Genomic DNA, 16221 nt, shown 5'->3' with positions numbered 1-16221 from the left:
GCCCTGCCAGCAATCACGGTGCTTGCGTCCGAGGCTTTACCTGCCTGTATTGATTTCAGTACAACGTCAGTCACCGCCATTCTTAAAAACATCTTCAAACCATTGATTTAAAACAACTAATAAACCTTGGCACCGCCCTTGCTATCACTCCTGCAACCCCGCTCGTCGCCCCGCCACGAGCCTTAAAACAATAAGGAGTTGATATGAGCCAATTGCGTTTTACCGTCGATCACGAATGGTTGCGCCTTGAGAGCAATGGCCTGGTCACCGTCGGCATCACGGCATTTGCCCAGCAGGCGCTGGGGGATGTGGTGTTCGTTCAGGTGCCTGAATTGGGCGCCTTCGGTGCCGGCGCAGAAGTGTCGGTGCTGGAGTCGGTGAAAGCCGCCAGCAGCATCGGCATGCCGCTGGACGGTGAGGTGGTCGAAGTCAACGACACGCTGGAAAGCACCCCGGAACTGGTCAACGAAGACCCGTTGGGCGAAGGCTGGTTCTTTCGCTTCAAACCGGTCGATGTCGAGGCGTTGAGCGACTTGCTCGATCAAGACGCCTATGCACGCCTGACCGCCGAACACGCCGACGCTTGAAGCCCCCACGAATCCGGAAACAGGACCACACCATGTTCAGCAAACACGACCAGATCAAAGGCTACGACGACGAACTGCTGGCGGCGATGAATGCCGAGGATGCGCGGCAGGAACACCATATCGAACTGATCGCCTCGGAAAACTACACCAGCCAGCGGGTCATGCAGGCCCAGGGCAGCGGCCTGACCAACAAGTACGCCGAAGGGTATCCGGGCAAGCGTTACTACGGTGGCTGTGAGCACGTCGATGTGGTCGAACAACTGGCCATCGATCGCGCCAGACAACTGTTCGGCGCCGACTACGCCAACGTCCAGCCGCACTCCGGCAGCCAGGCCAACGCCGCGGTTTATCTGGCGTTGCTGCAAGCGGGCGACACCGTGCTCGGCATGAGCCTGGCCCACGGCGGCCACCTGACCCACGGCGCCAAGGTGAGCTTTTCCGGCAAGCTGTACAACGCCGTGCAGTACGGCATCGACACTGCCACCGGCCTGATCGATTACGACGAAGTAGAGCGTCTGGCGATCGAGCACCAGCCGAAGATGATCATCGCCGGCTTCTCGGCCTATTCGAAGACCCTGGACTTCCCGCGTTTCCGTCAGATTGCGGACAAGGTCGGCGCCTACTTCTTCGTCGACATGGCCCACGTCGCCGGGCTGGTGGCCACGGGTCTGTACCCGAACCCGCTGCCCTACGCCGACGTGGTCACCACCACCACCCACAAGACCCTGCGCGGCCCCCGTGGCGGTCTGATTCTGGCCAAGGCCAACCCGGAGCTGGAGAAGAAGCTCAATGCCGCCGTGTTCCCCGGTGGCCAGGGTGGCCCGCTGATGCACGTGATCGCCGCCAAGGCCGTGTGCTTCAAGGAAGCGCTGGAGCCCGCATTCAAGACTTATCAGGCGCAGGTGATCCGCAATGCCCAGGCCATGGCACAGGTGTTTATCGAGCGCGGTTATGACGTGGTTTCCGGCGGTACCGACAACCACCTGTTCCTGGTCAGCCTGATCCGCCAGGGCCTGACCGGCAAGGACGCCGACGCCGCCCTCGGGCGTGCCGGCATCACCGTGAACAAGAACGCCGTGCCCAATGATCCGCAATCGCCGTTCGTGACCTCCGGCCTGCGCATCGGTACGCCGGCGATCACCAGCCGTGGCTTCAAGGAAGCGCAAAGTATCGCCCTGGCTGGGTGGATCTGCGACATCCTCGATCACCTCGGCGATGCCGATATCGAAGCCAATGTCGCCCGCCAGGCGGCGGCCCTGTGCGCGGACTTCCCGGTCTACCGCGACTAAGCACACAACACAAAACCCTGTGGGAAAAACCTGTGGGAGCGAGCTTGCTCGCGATGGCGGACTTTTATTCAACATCAATGCTGAATGTAATGGCCTCATCGCGAGCAAGCTCGCTCCCACAGGGTCTCTCACAGGTTCTGTACCCTGTTGCACAAGGAAAACACCATGAACGCCATTGTCGAATCGACTGGCAACCACCCGGCCAAAGTGGAAGTCGGCACCAAACTGCGCGGCGCCGAAAAGGTCGCGCGGATTCCGGTGAAGATCATTCCCACGGATGAATTCCCGCGCAAACCCGACTGGATCCGCGTGCGCATGCCGATCTCTCCCGAGGTCGAGCGGATCAAGCAACTGCTGCGCAAGCACAAGCTGCACAGTGTCTGCGAAGAAGCCTCGTGCCCGAACCTCGGCGAGTGTTTTTCCGGTGGCACCGCGACCTTCATGATCATGGGCGACATCTGCACCCGGCGCTGTCCGTTCTGCGATGTCGGCCATGGCCGGCCCAGGCCGCTGGACGTCAACGAGCCGATGAATCTGGCCGTGGCGATTGCCGAGCTGCGCCTGAAGTACGTGGTGATCACCTCGGTGGATCGCGACGATTTGCGCGACGGCGGCGCCCAACACTTTGTCGATTGCCTGCGCGAGATCCGCAAGCTGTCCCCCGGCGTACAACTGGAGACCCTGGTGCCGGATTATCGCGGACGCATGGACGTGGCCCTGGCGATCACCGCCACTGAGCCGCCGGATGTGTTCAACCACAACCTGGAAACCGTACCGCGCCTGTACAAGGCCGCGCGCCCCGGCTCGGACTTCGAGTGGTCGCTGGACCTGCTGCAGAAGTTCAAGCTCGCCGTGCCCCACGTACCGACCAAATCCGGGCTGATGCTGGGCCTGGGCGAAACCGACGAGGAAGTGATCGAGGTCATGCAGCGCATGCGTGAGCACGACATCGACATGCTGACCCTCGGCCAGTACTTGCAGCCCTCGCGCAGTCACCTGCCGGTGCAGCGCTTCGTGCACCCGGACACCTTTGCCTGGTTCGCCGAGGAAGGCACGCGCATGGGCTTCAAGAACGTCGCGTCCGGTCCGCTGGTGCGTTCGTCCTATCACGCCGATCAACAACTTCATGGAGGTGCCGGCGGTTTCCAGCCATGATGGAGTGACTGGTCATGCATGGAGCCGTTCCCGATGCCGCGTTCACCCTGTCTGTTGTTGCTGTGCCTGAGCCTTGCCACGCCGTGCATGGCCGACGAACCGAAACCCGGGCACATGCTGTATGTGCGCAGCGTCGACCCGGGCATCGTGCAGGACATCCGTTACGCCAGCGCGCACAACTTCACCGGGCACCCGCTCGACGGCTACCAGGCGGCGGAGTGTCTGCTATCGCAGGACGCGGCGAAGGCATTGGCCCGAGTGCAAAGCGCACTGAAAGCCGAAGGCTACGGCTTGAAGGTATTCGACTGCTATCGCCCGACCCGCGCGGTGGCGGACATGGGCCGTTTCGCCAGCGAACCCGGCGACCCGCTCAAGACCGAGTTCTATCCACGGGTCGACAAGCAGGACTTCTGGCGCCTGGGGTATGTGGCCCGGGTGTCCAATCACTCCCGGGGCAACACCGTCGACCTGACGATGACCGGCCCCGACGCCCTGCCCGCCGACACCTGGACGCCTTCGGTGAAACCGGTGGATTGCACCGCCCCTTACGGCGAGCGCTGGCACGACGGCGCGCTCGACATGGGCACCGGTTTCGATTGCTTCGATGAGCGCGCGCACACCGACTCGGCGCTGATCAACGCCACGGCCAGGGCCAATCGCCAGCGACTGACCGATGCCATGGCCAAGGAAGGCTTTGTGGGTTATTCGGCCGAATGGTGGCACTTCACGTACAGCGGCAATCCGCCGAAGCCGGACGTCATGGACTTCCCCATCACGCCGTTGACGCCATGAACCCTCTGCTCAAGGCCCTGTTGATGGCGTTTTTTCCGCTGGCCGCCATGGCCCAGGGACTCGACGGCAGCGACCAGTTGATCGTGGTCACCAGCAAGAACTGGGATGACATTCAAGCCACTGCCCAGCGTTATGAACGGCGTGGCAAGACCTTTGAAAAATTCGAAGCACCCTTTGCGGTGGTGCTCGGCAAGAATGGCATGGGCTGGGGCAAGGGGCTGCTCGACAGCGGGCCACCTGGAGGACCGGTCAAACAGGAAGGCGATGGAAAGGCACCAGCTGGCATGTTCAAGCTGGGCACGGCGTTTGGCTACGCGCCTTCGGCCGATACCCGCCTGCCCTATCTGTCGCTGACACCGAGCATCGAATGCGTGGATGACAGCCAATCGACTCGCTACAACGAACTGGTCGACGGCGCGGTCGTCGAAAAGGACTGGAGCAGCTCCGAACGGATGCGCCGCCCGGATGAGTTGTACCGCCAGGGCATTTTCATCGAGCACAACACCCCGGCCTCTCCCGCTGCCGGCTCGTGCATTTTCTTCCACATCTGGCGCAGCCCCACGGCGCCGACCCGTGGCTGTACGGCCATGGACCCGGCGGATATTGCGCGGCTGTTGGATTGGCTGGACCCTGGCAAATCCCCGGTGCTGGTGCAATTGCCGCAAGCACAGTACGAGCAGTTGCGTGAGCACTGGAAACTTCCGGAACGCTAGTCACCGCCGGCCCCTGTGGCGAGGGAGCTTGCTCCCGCTGGGGCGCGAAGCGGCCCTAAAAGATGGGACTGCTACGCAGTCCAGCGGGAGCAAGCTCCCTCGCCACAAATGCTAGTCTCTCCTGGTCGTGTTAACCCCGCTCAACCACCACGCCACTCATCGAAGGCCTGGCCAGCGCGTAGTAGATCACCCCAGGCACCAACAACCCGACGATCCACGAAATGTCCACGCCGCCCAGTTGCGCAACCATCGGCCCGGAGTAGAAATGGGTGTCGACAAAGGGCAGCTGGATCAACACGCCGATCACATAGACGCTGATCCCCAGCACGTTCCAGCGACCGTAGCGGCCTGTCGGGTCGGACAGCGCCGGGATGTCGTAGCGTTCCTTGTTGATGAAGTAGTAGTCCACGAGGTTGATCGCGCTCCACGGGGTGAAAAACGTCAGCAAGAACAGGATGAAGTACTTGAACGCGTTGAGGAACGAGTACTGCCCCGCCAACGCCAGCGCGGTGGACGCCGCGACGATCAGCAGCACAAACAGCATGCGCTGGCGGGCGCTGATTTCCAGGCGACGGCGAAAGCCACTGATGATGGTGGCGATGCACATGAAGCTGCCGTAGGCGTTGAGGGTGGACACCGTGACCTTGCCGAAGACAATGCTCAGGTACAGCAAGGAGGCGATCACCCCGGTGCTGCCCAGGCCGACAATGGTCGCCACTTCATGCCCACGGAAATTCGCCCCGGCCAGTGCGGCGGCGAACACCCCGAGCACCATCGAAGCCTGGGCCCCCAGCACCGTGCCGAGACCGACAGCGGCGAAGGTTTTCCACGACGACGTCTTGCTCGGCAGGTAGCGCGAGTAGTCCGCCACATAAGGGCCGAAAGCGATCTGCCAGGAGGCCGAGAGCGACACCGCCAGGAGGAACGTGCTCCAGCTGAAATGACGGTTGTCGAGCAGCAGGCCAATGTCGTTGAGGGTCATCAACCGGGTGAACAGATAGGCGAAGGCGATGATGCCCAGCACGCTGGCCACCCGCCCGACCAGGTGAATCACCCGATAGCCGAAGATCGTCAGGAAGGCGATGCACGCCGCGAAAATCAGGATGCCGGCGCTGTCGCTGACGCTGATCAACTGCGCAATCGCCTGCCCCGACAACACCGCGCCGGTGGCACTGAAACCGAGGTACATCAGGCACACCAGGACAATCGGGATCGCCGCGCCATACACCCCGAACTGCACGCGGCTGGAGATCATCTGCGGCAGCCCGAGCTTCGGCCCTTGCGCCGCGTGCAGTGCCACCACGGCGCCGCCGAGCACCTGTCCGATCAGCAAACCGATCAGCGACCAGAACACATCGCCACCCAGTACCACGGCAAGCGCACCGGTGACGATGGCGGTGATTTGCAGGTTGGCGCCAAGCCACAGGGTGAACTGGCTGTAGAGGCTGCCGTGACGCTCGGCCTCGGGGATGAAATCGATCGAGCGGGTCTCGATCAGGGGACTGCGTTGCGCACTCATGACGGTGTTTCCTTTGAGGAACTGTTTTTGTTGTCGGGGGTGAATCAAAAGGTCTTGGTGGCGCTTGCAACGACCGTGGCCGAGCACAGGTCATCATAGCCATACCAACTGCTGCACTCGCTTTTCGACAAGTCCGTGTCGACGTAGCTCAGGCCCCAGGTCACGCCGACGAAGTCGCGTGTCAGCTTGGCCTCCCACTCGTAGTAAGACTCGCGGTTATCGCCACTGGCGGACCAGAACGCGGGGTCTTTCACATCGTTGCGTCCAAAGCGCAGGTCCAGGCCGACTTCAGCCGGCAGATCGATTTTGTAGCCCAGGTAGGTGTAAAGGGTGTCCTGGTCCTCGCCGAAGAAGTTCGGCGTGTCCTTTGAGTAATAGGCACCGAGCTTGACGCCATAGACATCGACAATGGCGTACACCTCACTGAGGTTGAATTCGGAGTTTTTCGGGTAGTCGTACTTGATGTAGCCCAGGTCCAGGCTGATGGCCTCGGTCGCCTGCCAGAAGTAACCCGCGTAGTACTCAAGCTCCTGCCGGGTATCGAAGCCGCCACCGAAATCCACGTTGGAGGTCCAGGCGCCGATGTACAGGCCACTGCTGTGCAGCAGCGTTGCCCCGCCCTGCACGGCCGGATCCCCCAGGGTTTGCGAGATGCCACGGGAACGGTAGTCGCTGACGACGCCCAGGGTCATGTCAAGGCTGAAGTCGTCGTTGAGGGCCAGGGCTTGGCTGCTCAGGGGGGCCAATGCCAGTGTGGCGAGGGTCAATGCTGAAAGTGCGTTCATACAGTTCTCTTGTTGTTATGGCGTACGGGGAATTTCAGGCATGGCGATACCAGGCCCCTCGCGCTGCGAGGGGCTGGCGGTTTTTGCGTGTGTCGGGTGTTCGCAGGTCAGGACGCGGGGGCGTAGACCTGCTTGCCGGCGAAGAAGGTGTTCAGGACTTTGGTTTCGAACAGGTCGTCATCGCTGACCTTGAACACGTCGCGGTCGAGGATGATCAGGTCAGCCTGCTTGCCCGGTGCCAGCGAACCGATCTGCTTGTCCAGGCGCAGGGTTTTCGCCGCGTTGAGGGTGTAGGCATAGAACATGCTCTGGCGGTCGATGCTTTCCTTGGCATTGAGTACGCCCAACGGCCCCTTGCGCGTGCTGGCCTGGGCAATGGCGTTGAACGGATTGGCGCTCGACACCGGCCAGTCGCTGCCACCGGCAATCGTTGCACCGGCGTCATGCAGGGACCGCGCGGGATACTGGTAACCGTAGGCAAAGGCGCTGATGTAGGGCTTGACCAGTTCGACGGTGTAGGACTCGCCGGTGGCCCACAGCAGTTGCATCGAGGCGATCACGCCCAGTTGCTTGAAGCGTGGGAACTCCTTGGGATTGACCAGCTGCAGGTGCGCGATGCTGTGCGGCACCGGGCTCGGGCTGAGCTTGCGCGCATAGGCCACGCCATTGAGCGCTTCACGCACCGCGCGGTCACCGACGGCGTGCATGTGCACGATCCAGCCGCGTTTTTCCGCCGCCACCACCAGTTCACCGAAGTGCGCCGGGTCGGTCAGCAGTTGTCCGTCCTTGTGGCTGTTCTTGTACGGCACGATGACCGCAGCGGTTTGCCCCGGGAACTCGAGGATGCCGTCGACAAAGACCTTGATGCCGGGGAACGTCAGGTTAGGCACGCCCTCGAACTGCTTCATCACCGTGGCGATCACTTCCAGGTCGGCCGGTTTGCTCTTCGGGTTGGTGACCATCAACGCGGCGACGTGGGCGCTGAGTTCGCCGTTCTGCGCCAGCGCCTTGTACAACGGCAGGACGCCGACGCTTTCGGCGGTGGCATGAAAATCGAACAGTGAGTCTTCACTGCCGCCGTTCGCCGCGGCGTCCATCCACGCAGTGATGCCGAACTGGTTGTTGACCCGCACCGCCTCTTTCGCGGCCTTGAGCATGGTCTCCTGGCTGGGCGCGGGAATTGCGCTGCGCACCACGTCCCAGCGTGATTCGGCAAAGTAGCCATTCGGCGTGAAGTCCGCTTCATGGCCGACGTAACCGCGCTCTTTCTCCGGCAGGCTCTTGACCAGTGCCGCGTCGATGTTCAGACGCTTGAGCATCGCGTTGTTGGCCCAACCGGTGTGGCCGTCGATGCCGCTGAAGACGACAGGCTGATCGGCCCAGCGCCCCTGATTGAACACCTTGCCCAGCTCACGGCTTTTTTCCCAATAGGCCGAACTGACCCCGGCAACGCTGATCACATCGCCAGCCCGGGCCCGCCCGGCCTTGTCCTCTTCAATCAACCACTGCTCAAGTTCCGGCAGCGGTTTGACTTCGTCCAGCAGGTTGGCCTTCATGCTGTCGAACGCCCCCACCACCGGGTGGCTGTGGGTGTCGATCATGCCTGGCATCAACACCTTGCCCGCCAGGTCGATGCGCTGGGTCCCGGCATCGGCCAGGGCGTTGATTTCGGCATCGCTGCCGACTTTCAGAATCTTGCCGTCTTGCACCGCAACGGCCTGTACCAGCGCCTGGCCGGGTTCGGCGGTAAAGACCTTGCCGTTGAACAACACCAGGTCAGCGGCGGCCATGGCCTGCACCGACGACAAGGCCAGTGCGGCGGCCAACAGGTTTGGAATCAATCGCATCGGAACGCTCTCTAGTTTTTATTGGGCGGATCGGGAAGTAACAGCCTGGGAAACCACGTGCGGCGCAAGCCCCAGGAACGGCGCCTTGGCCCACACGACCTTGCCGCCGACCAGCGTCAGCAGCACGTCATTGCGACCCAGTTCCTCCTCGGGCACCTGCATGAAGTTCTTGTCGAGCACGATCAGGTCAGCGAACTTGCCGACTTCGACCGAGCCCAGCACCGCCTCCAGCTTCAGCTGTTGCGCGGCATTGAGGGTGATGCTGCGCAGCACTTCGGCTCGCGACATGGCCGGATCGCTGTTGAGCCGCCCGGCATATTTGGGTCCATAGCTGTGCGGATTGGTGGGGTCACCGGAGCGGGTGACACCGACTTTCAGCGCCAGGAACTCATCGAGGGGATCGACCGGCCAGTCGCTGCCAAACGCCACACGGCCGCCGGCACGGGCGATGCTGCCCGAGGGCTCCATGCGCTCGAAACGCTCGGCGCCGAGGTGATCGCTGGTGCCGTCGACCGTGGACGGTGCCTGCTGTGCCCACTGGAACGACATGGTCGCGGTGACATCCAGCGCCTTGAAGCGTGAATAGTCGGCAGGATCGACCGACTCGGCGTGCGCGATGGCCGGGCGGAAATCCGCACCGGGCAGTTCTTTGCGCACATAGGCGACGCTGTCCAGTGCATCGCGCACCGCGCGCTCGCCGGTGGCGTGCAGGTGCGGATCGAGACCGGCCTTGACCGCTTGCAACACCAGCGGATTGAGCACCTGCGGCGGGAAGTACAGCTCGCCCAGGTTCTTGCCCGGCGTCCACTTCGGCGCCTTGTCGGTGCCGCTGTTGTGCAGGTACGGGGTCAACATGGCGCCGGTATCCGCCGGGGCATTGATGATGCCGTCCATGAACAGTTTGACGTGGCGCATGCTCACGCCCGGCGCGACACGCACTTCGCCCTGGTCGTAGGTGTTGGCCAGGGCCTTGGCCTCGGCGATGGTTTTCACCGGGTCGGCGGCCGCGGCGGCCGGGTCCAGCTTGATCGCCAGCAAGGCCCTGGCGGTCAGTTCGCCGGACTTTTGCAGAGTGGTGAAGGCCTTGCCGCTTTCCGGCCCCGACAGGGCATCGAAGAAGCTGGTGATGCCCTGCTGGCGCATGGCGTCGAGGGCCGCACGGGTCTGGTTGAGTTTTTCCGCGTCGGTGGCGGGCGGCACCACGGCGGCCAGAGACTCGGCGGCGCCGTCCTCGCAGATGCCGTTCGGGTTGCCGGCGCTGTCACGTCGGTACTTGCCGTCTTCGGGGTCGGCGGTGCTCTTGTTGATCCCGGCCAGTTCCAGGCCGCGAGAGTTGGTCAGCACGGTGTGAAAATCGGTGGAGCGCACCTGGATCGGACGCTGGGTCTTGAGCGCATCCAGGGTCGATTTGTCGGCGTCGCCGTCAAGCCCGGTCATGCCCATGCGATCCCAACTGCCGACTTCCAGCCAGACATCCGGGCCCTTGTCCTTCTCGGCATCGAGGCAGGCCTGGATGCTCGCCTGAAACTGCGCGCGGGTCATGGTCTGGTATTTCAGGTCGCACAGCGTCATGGCGCGACCGCCATCCCCCGGGTGCATGTGCGCATCGACGAAGCCCGGCATCAGCATGCGCCCGGCCAGGTCGATCAGTTGTGTCTGCTTGCCGATGTAGCCGTCGACCCCGGCATCGCTGCCGACGTAGACGATCTTGCCGCCCGAAATGGCGATGGCCTGCTGCACGGAATTCTGGCCATCGACCGTGTAGACGTAACCATTGCGCATGACCGTGTCGGCGGGTGTCGCCGCCAACGCCATGCCGGAAAATGTCGTGGTCGCCGCAATGGCGACAAAAAGCCTGGAAAGTCTCAAATGCCTCACCCCTGTTCTTATTGTTTTGAAGCGGCCCGAACGGCTGCACAAGCCCTTGTATAGACAGGGCCTACCCTATAGGGCGCAGCGTTCGAATGGACCTCTGCAAATGAGGAGGGGTCAGGCAAATAATTGAAACGGCAGGGATTAATCCCGGCGTACGGACTCCGTCAGCGCACCCGGCGAACGCAGGACAGAGCCCAGCTCCACCTTGCTTTTCACACCGAGCTGCAAGTAGCAATTGCGCAGGTAGGTCCGCACGGTAGACGGGCTCAAGGCGAGCATTCTGGCGATTTCCTTGTAGGAGTGGCCAGCGGCGAACAGCATCGCCGCCGTGCGCTCCCGAGGTGCCAGGCCGTCCCCGCCCGAGGGGGCTTCGAGGGACAGGATGACATGTTCGGCGTTGGGGCTCAGGGTCAGGGCGCAGCGGCCCAGACGGATCACGCAGGGGGCTCTGGACAGTTGCGCGATCACCTCGGGTGGCAGCGTGGAACCGCTCCAGCCGGGCAGTTCGCGCTGGATGGCAACGCACAACCTGGCCCCCACATAGAGCAGACTGCCGTCCATGCGCGCGATGCCAAAATCACTCGCGCCGTTTTCGCTGTCGAAGCGAATCATGTCCTGCACTTGAAACCGCCACAGCTGGAACAGGTGATCGCAAAACGCCAAAAACAGCTCGGCTTCGTTCTCCTCGAACGCCTGTTCATCCTCACCCCGGTAGAGGCAGACGAAAAACATCAGGCCGCTTTCGGGCAATTCGTAGGTGATGCTCATCAAGTGATAGAGATCGAAGCGTCGGGCGAAATCATTGACTGCCTCGCAAGGGTCGGTGAAACCCTTGTCGCGCACCACTTCACCGGGACGATTGAGCGTGGCGTAGGAGAACTGATCGTTGGCCGCCACCGGATGCCATTCGGCAGCAAAGGACTCAGGAAGATTGATGCTGCCATGCATCCAGCTTTGCATGGGCACATCATGACCTGGCGCAGACATTTCGCCCCACCAGGCAGAGGCGAAGGGCACCAGTTGACCGAATGCCTGCAGCCCATCGGCGATGAATCGCGACGCCCCGCTCTCCCGCGCCAGCCGGCCAAGGTGCAGTACGCAATGATTGAACGCCTTGAGCGTGACCATCGTTGCGTCACCGTCGACTTTATTTCCCGCCCCCATCATTGCGATCCCGTTCACTGCATGGCCTTTCGTTTCGACGATGCCATAGGCCCCTGACGGGCGTCCAGCACGCAATGACATCATCGGTTACAAAGTGCTGTGCAACCCGTACAGCTGTGGCCGGCGGTCCTGATGCAGGTCGTTGCGGGCGCTGATGCGCTTGTTGCGCGCTTCGGCGAGGTTCAGCGTCGCCAGCAGGATCTGCTCGCCGCCCTGCTCCGCCGGACCGGCCAAGGGGTAACCGTCGGCATCGACGATGACCGACCCTTGCACCCAGCCGACCCCGCGCTCATGGCCATAGCGATCGCACGCGGCAATGAACAGGCGGTTCACCGAGGCATTGGCCTGCACCCGCAGGACTTCCGCCGGGCGCTCGGTTTGCGGCCGCGGACCGTCGGGCCAGTTGACCGGCGCGCACAACAGATCGGCGCCGGCCAGCGCCGGCAGGCGCACCCACTCGGGGAATTCCAGGTCGTAGCAGATCAGCATGCCGAGCCGTCCATGCAGCGTTTCGACCACCGGCGGCGGTGCATCGCCGGCGGTGAAGATGTCCTTTTCGGCATCCCACAAATGCGCCTTGCGGTACACCGCGCGCAGGCCATTGGCGTCGATCATCGCCGCGCTGTTGGCCAGCTCATCTCCGGGCAGGCGTTCGCAGAAGCCGCCGACGATCACCAGGTTCAGCTCACGGGCCAGGGCCTGCCACAACTGCAAGGTCGGACCGTCAACGGTTTCCGCCAGGCTCAGCGCTTCATCGCGGTCGGCAAACACATAGCCGCTCTGCACCAGTTCGGGCAACACCACGACCTGCGCCCCCTGAAAGGCCGCTTGGCGAATCGCGCGCTCGGTGAGTGTGCGGTTATAGGTCAGGTCACCTATTTTCGGTGCCAGTTGGCAGCAGGCGACCACGGTATTTTTTGCGTTGTTCAACGCCCTGCCTCCGCAGATGAATGGGTCATGGCGACGATGTCGCTCTCGCTCAGGGCGTCGATCACCCGGCGTTCGGCGGCCAGGTCAATCGAGCGGCTGAGCAGGTAATAGGTCAGCCCCGACACCACCAGGCCCACCAGCCAGGCGATGTCCACGCCTTCCAGTACCCGCGCCAGCGGGCCGACAAACACCTCTTTGCCGGCGGCGGCATCGAAGATGTAGAAGAACGGCACCATCGCGGCGAAGCCGATCAGGTACGAAACGATGCCGCGAAATTGCCAGGCGCCGTAGATGCCCTTCGGTGTGAAGAAATGCGGGATCGCATAGCGGCCCTTGCGCACGAAGAAGTAGTCCACCAGGTTGACGGCGGTCCACGGCACGAGGAAGTACAGCAACAGCACCAGGAAGGTGTTCAGCAGCGCGATGCCGTCCCCTTTGATCGACAGCACGCAGGTCAACAGAATCACGCTGATCACACTGATCGACAGCACGCGGGCGCGGGGTGTCGGGGTGATTTTCCTGATCGAGTCGACACCGGTCAGCAGCGTCAGCATGGCGCTGTAGGTGTTGAGCGCGATGATCGGCAGGAAGCCCGCCACCGAGACGATCACCAGCAGATTGCCCAACCCCGGCACCATGGATGAACCGACCTGGTTCAACGCCACCAGTGCATCCGCTGCTTTCAACTGCTGCGCCAGCCAGGCGCCGAGGCCGATCATCCAGCTGCCGGACAACGAGGCACCGATGAACACCGCCGCGATCAATTTCACCCGGCTGGTGTTTTTCGGCAGGTAACGGGAATAGTCGGACACGTAGGGCGCATAGGAAATGTTGTAGCTGGCACCGATGGCGAACAGCGTGGCGAAAGCCACCCAGTTGAAGCCCAGATCGGTCGCCGGCGTGACACCTTCCTGACCCGCACCGAACATCAGGGCGATGGTCACCAGGGCGTACAGCGGCAAGGTCGCCAGCAAGGCCCACTTGAACGCCTTGTGCATCAGGTCGTGGCCGTAGATCGACAACAGCGCACCGATCAGCACCACGGTGACGGCGACGATGGTCGGGTCGATGCCGAACACATGTTCAAGGCCGTTCATGATCAGCGAGATGTTCACCACGTTGAATCCGACGAACACGAACATGGTCGCCATCAACGCCAGGATCACCCCGCGATAGCCGAACTGGGCGCGGGACTGGATCATCTGCGGCAGGCCCATTTCCGGGCCCTGGGAGCCGTGGAACGCCATGAAAATGGTGCCGAACATGATGCCCAGGGCACCGGCGAGCATGGTCCACAGTGCGGACAAGCCGAGGCTCGGGCCGACAAAGCCGATGGAGATGGTGAAGAAGTGGAAGTTGCCGAGGAACCAGAAAGGCCCCTGGCTGCTGAGTTTGGCGTGACGTTCGTTTTCCGGAATGTAATCGATGGAGTGGCCTTCGATGGCCAATCCGCCACTCGCCTCGGTGGCGCGCGCAGACACTGGGGAACCTGACATACGATTGTTCCTATGCTGGTGTTTGTTGTTTTTGTGGTTACAGCGCTCGCTACGACGTCCAGATCGGGTGAAACTCCAGAAAAAGCTGACGATGACGCTGGTTTCACGGCAATGTAGGGTGTGAGTCCGGGCAGTAAAATATCGCAGGCACACTGTTCACATAGATCAGCACCTATGTAATCGAGAATCGGGAGCCCCCATGCTGGGAACTGTAACGGAGCTGGATCTGCGTCTGATCCGGGTATTTCTGACCGTCGTCGAGGCCGGTGGCATCTCGGCGGCGCAAACCGCCCTCAACACCACGCAACCGACGATCAGCGCGCAATTGGCGACGCTGGAAGCGCGGGTCGGTTTCCGTCTGTGCGAACGCGGGCGTGGCGGGTTTTCCGTCACGCCCAAAGGCACGCAGTTCATCGAGGCGGCCCGACGCTTGCTGGCGGCGGCCGAAGGATTCCGGGTCGAGGTGCAGCACATCAACCGCAAAGTCTCGGGCAGCATCAACATCGGCCTGCTGGGGCAGATCGATCCGGTGGCGAACAAGAAAATCGGCCTGGCCATTGCCCGTTTGCGGGCTCGGCACGAAGGGCTGTACTTCCATTTCACCGAGCTGTCGTCGTCCCTGCTGGAAGAGAAAATCATCAACGGCCATATCGACCTGGCCATTGGTTACTTCTGGCACCGCTTGCCCAGCATCGATTATTTCCCGCTGTTCCCGGAAACCCAGATTGCCTACTGCGCGCCCTCGCATCCGTTGTTCGGCCAGGTCGGCGCACTGACCCGCGAAGATGTCAGCGGTTTTGACTGGGTCTGGCCGAGCCATCCGCTGCCGGAGATGCCGGCCCCCACCTCCATCGAACGCCTGACCGTGCTCACCGACAGCATGGACGGCGCCGCCCTGTTGATCCTGTCCGGCCAGCACCTGGGGTTTCTGCCGCAGCACTACGCGACCCGGCATGAACAGCTGGGGCAATTGCACCCGCTGAACCCGGAGCTGCTGCGCTATGAGGTGAGCTTTCATGCGGCGGTGCGGCACTCATCTCGTCAGAAGGACCTGGTGAGTGCGTTCCTCAACGAACTGATCGAGATTTTCGGTGCGGTGTAGGGCCCTGTGGGAACGGGCTTGCTCGCGATAGCGGTGGGTCAGCCAACACCGATGCTGGCTGTAATGACGCCATCGCGAGCAAGCTCGCTCCCACAGGGGTTGGCGGGTGTACGCAACATCTGCCAGCAACCGGGATTACTGTGGGAGCAGCTTGCTCGCGATAGCGGTGGGTCAGCCAACACCGATGCTGGCTGTAATGACGCCGTCGCGAGCAAGCTCGCTCCCACAGGGGTTGGTGGGTGTACGCAACATCTGCCAGCAACCGAAATCACTGTGGGAGCTTGCTCGCGATAGCGGTGGGTCAGCCAACACCGATGCTGGCTGTAATGACGCCATCGCGAGCAAGCTCGCTCCCACAGGGGAAATGTGGTGGATTAGAGTTGAATATCTTTGGCCGGTATCACATCGATCCGCGCCACGGAACCGGTCAGGCGCTTCAGGTCCTTGTTGTGTTCGGCGATGATGTCTTCGGCGGTCTGGTTGCCGTTGTCGACGGTGGAATGTGCGTCGCTCGCCAGCACCACGTCGTAGCCCAGTGTCAGGGCCTGGCGCACGGTGGTATTGATGCAGTAATCGGTTTGCAAACCACAGATGACCAGGTGATCGAATTCTTGCACCGGCAACAGTTTTTGCAGGTTGGTCTTGTAGAACGAATCCGGGGTGGTCTTGCGCACGCGATGATCTGTGGGCAAGGTTTGCAGCCCTTCGGCCAGTTGCCAGCCGGCAGTCTCATGCGCCAGCGGGCTGCCCGCTTCTTCGTGCTGGATCAGCACCACGGGCACGGCGGCCTTGCGCGCCCGCGCAGACAAGTCATTGATGTTGTCGATGACCCGGCCGATCTCGAAGCACTCGTACTCACCGGAACACAAAGCCTGCTGGACGTCGATGATTAACAACGCAGTGGTCATGATTTCCTTCCTTGAACGGTCGATGGTTCAGGGGACGAACATAAGCCCGTCCCCCTCCG

14 protein-coding genes and 1 pseudogene are annotated in these 16221 nt (G+C 62.2%); 7 read left to right on the top strand and 8 right to left on the bottom strand.

Features of this window, described 5'->3' with window-relative positions:
• Window positions 1-203: 203 nt before the first annotated feature.
• The 6 genes and pseudogenes from gcvH to C9422_RS32935 all read left to right on the top strand — a co-directional run.
• A complete protein-coding gene (gene gcvH, locus C9422_RS16685) occupies window positions 204-587 on the top strand; it encodes a glycine cleavage system protein GcvH (RefSeq protein WP_116581388.1) in 384 nt (127 codons plus the stop codon).
• A 32-nt stretch (window positions 588-619) separates the two neighbouring features.
• A complete protein-coding gene (gene glyA, locus C9422_RS16680) occupies window positions 620-1876 on the top strand; it encodes a serine hydroxymethyltransferase (RefSeq protein ID WP_116581387.1) in 1257 nt (418 codons plus the stop codon).
• 165 nt (window positions 1877-2041) lie between these two features.
• Window positions 2042-3031: a lipoyl synthase gene (gene lipA / locus C9422_RS16670; protein WP_116581385.1), complete on the top strand. Its 990-nt coding sequence runs from the start codon at window positions 2042-2044 to the stop codon at window positions 3029-3031.
• A 33-nt stretch (window positions 3032-3064) separates the two neighbouring features.
• On the top strand, window positions 3065-3823 hold the full coding sequence (locus C9422_RS16665; RefSeq protein ID WP_116581441.1) for a M15 family metallopeptidase: 759 nt from the start codon (window positions 3065-3067) through the stop codon (window positions 3821-3823).
• Window positions 3820-4536: a L,D-transpeptidase gene (locus C9422_RS16660; RefSeq protein WP_116581384.1), complete on the top strand. Its 717-nt coding sequence runs from the start codon at window positions 3820-3822 to the stop codon at window positions 4534-4536. The genes C9422_RS16665 and C9422_RS16660 overlap by 4 nt, the downstream gene beginning before the upstream one ends.
• Before the next feature lie 10 nt (window positions 4537-4546).
• Window positions 4547-4645: pseudogene (locus tag C9422_RS32935) on the top strand (N-acetyltransferase); the annotation flags it as partial.
• Window positions 4646-4666: 21 nt separating this feature from the next.
• Here C9422_RS32935 and C9422_RS16650 read toward each other — a convergent pair.
• The 7 genes from C9422_RS16650 to C9422_RS16620 form a co-directional block, all read right to left on the bottom strand.
• Window positions 4667-6055 carry a cytosine permease gene (locus tag C9422_RS16650; RefSeq protein ID WP_116581383.1) on the bottom strand — a complete coding sequence of 463 codons (1389 nt, stop codon included), beginning with the start codon at window positions 6053-6055 and terminating at the stop codon, window positions 4667-4669.
• A gap of 44 nt (window positions 6056-6099) precedes the next feature.
• On the bottom strand, window positions 6100-6840 hold the full coding sequence (locus C9422_RS16645; protein ID WP_116581382.1) for a TorF family putative porin: 741 nt from the start codon (window positions 6838-6840) through the stop codon (window positions 6100-6102).
• 107 nt (window positions 6841-6947) lie between these two features.
• Window positions 6948-8687, bottom strand: coding sequence for an amidohydrolase (locus tag C9422_RS16640; protein ID WP_116581381.1), 1740 nt, complete (start codon window positions 8685-8687; stop codon window positions 6948-6950).
• A gap of 18 nt (window positions 8688-8705) precedes the next feature.
• Window positions 8706-10502: an amidohydrolase gene (locus C9422_RS16635; RefSeq protein ID WP_116581380.1), complete on the bottom strand. Its 1797-nt coding sequence runs from the start codon at window positions 10500-10502 to the stop codon at window positions 8706-8708.
• A 201-nt stretch (window positions 10503-10703) separates the two neighbouring features.
• Complete coding sequence (locus C9422_RS16630; RefSeq protein WP_116581379.1) at window positions 10704-11726, bottom strand: helix-turn-helix transcriptional regulator; 1023 nt, start codon at window positions 11724-11726, stop codon at window positions 10704-10706.
• Window positions 11727-11813: 87 nt separating this feature from the next.
• Window positions 11814-12656, bottom strand: coding sequence for a nitrilase family protein (locus tag C9422_RS16625; RefSeq protein WP_116581378.1), 843 nt, complete (start codon window positions 12654-12656; stop codon window positions 11814-11816).
• The gene (locus C9422_RS16620) at window positions 12653-14152 is read right to left on the bottom strand and encodes a cytosine permease (RefSeq protein ID WP_116581377.1); all 1500 of its coding nucleotides are present in this window, start codon (window positions 14150-14152) and stop codon (window positions 12653-12655) included. Before C9422_RS16620 ends, C9422_RS16625 begins: the two co-directional genes overlap by 4 nt.
• Window positions 14153-14351: 199 nt before the next feature.
• Here C9422_RS16620 and C9422_RS16615 point away from each other — a divergent pair, with 199 nt between their 5' ends.
• Entirely contained in the window at window positions 14352-15254 is a 903-nt protein-coding gene (locus tag C9422_RS16615) for a LysR family transcriptional regulator (RefSeq protein WP_007980619.1), read from the top strand.
• Window positions 15255-15628: 374 nt separating this feature from the next.
• Here C9422_RS16615 and C9422_RS16605 read toward each other — a convergent pair whose 3' ends face one another.
• A complete protein-coding gene (locus C9422_RS16605; RefSeq protein ID WP_116581375.1) occupies window positions 15629-16162 on the bottom strand; it encodes a cysteine hydrolase family protein in 534 nt (177 codons plus the stop codon).
• Window positions 16163-16221: the final 59 nt, after the last annotated feature.

Origin of the sequence: Pseudomonas sp. B1(2018), assembly GCF_003097365.1 — a bacterium.
Classification (GTDB): Bacteria; Pseudomonadota; Gammaproteobacteria; order Pseudomonadales; family Pseudomonadaceae; genus Aquipseudomonas; species Aquipseudomonas laurylsulfatiphila.
The sequence above is the reverse complement of the archived record's forward strand: the minus strand, read 5'-3'. Positions and strand labels throughout refer to the sequence as shown.

Bases quoted from the DNA above. Each gene is read 5' to 3' on its own strand.
- gcvH (WP_116581388.1), top strand. From the start codon at position 204: ATGAGCCAATTGCGTTTTACCGTCGATCACGAATGGTTGCGCCTTGAG.
- C9422_RS16645 (WP_116581382.1), bottom strand. From the start codon at position 6,840: ATGAACGCACTTTCAGCATTGACCCTCGCCACACTGGCATTGGCCCCC.
- C9422_RS16630 (WP_116581379.1), bottom strand. From the start codon at position 11,726: ATGGGGGCGGGAAATAAAGTCGACGGTGACGCAACGATGGTCACGCTC.
- lipA (WP_116581385.1), top strand. From the start codon at position 2,042: ATGAACGCCATTGTCGAATCGACTGGCAACCACCCGGCCAAAGTGGAA.
- C9422_RS16650 (WP_116581383.1), bottom strand. From the start codon at position 6,055: ATGAGTGCGCAACGCAGTCCCCTGATCGAGACCCGCTCGATCGATTTC.
- C9422_RS16615 (WP_007980619.1), top strand. From the start codon at position 14,352: ATGCTGGGAACTGTAACGGAGCTGGATCTGCGTCTGATCCGGGTATTT.
- C9422_RS16665 (WP_116581441.1), top strand. From the start codon at position 3,065: ATGCCGCGTTCACCCTGTCTGTTGTTGCTGTGCCTGAGCCTTGCCACG.
- C9422_RS16640 (WP_116581381.1), bottom strand. From the start codon at position 8,687: ATGCGATTGATTCCAAACCTGTTGGCCGCCGCACTGGCCTTGTCGTCG.
- C9422_RS16620 (WP_116581377.1), bottom strand. From the start codon at position 14,152: ATGTCAGGTTCCCCAGTGTCTGCGCGCGCCACCGAGGCGAGTGGCGGA.
- C9422_RS16605 (WP_116581375.1), bottom strand. From the start codon at position 16,162: ATGACCACTGCGTTGTTAATCATCGACGTCCAGCAGGCTTTGTGTTCC.
- glyA (WP_116581387.1), top strand. From the start codon at position 620: ATGTTCAGCAAACACGACCAGATCAAAGGCTACGACGACGAACTGCTG.
- C9422_RS16635 (WP_116581380.1), bottom strand. From the start codon at position 10,502: ATGGCGTTGGCGGCGACACCCGCCGACACGGTCATGCGCAATGGTTAC.
- C9422_RS16660 (WP_116581384.1), top strand. From the start codon at position 3,820: ATGAACCCTCTGCTCAAGGCCCTGTTGATGGCGTTTTTTCCGCTGGCC.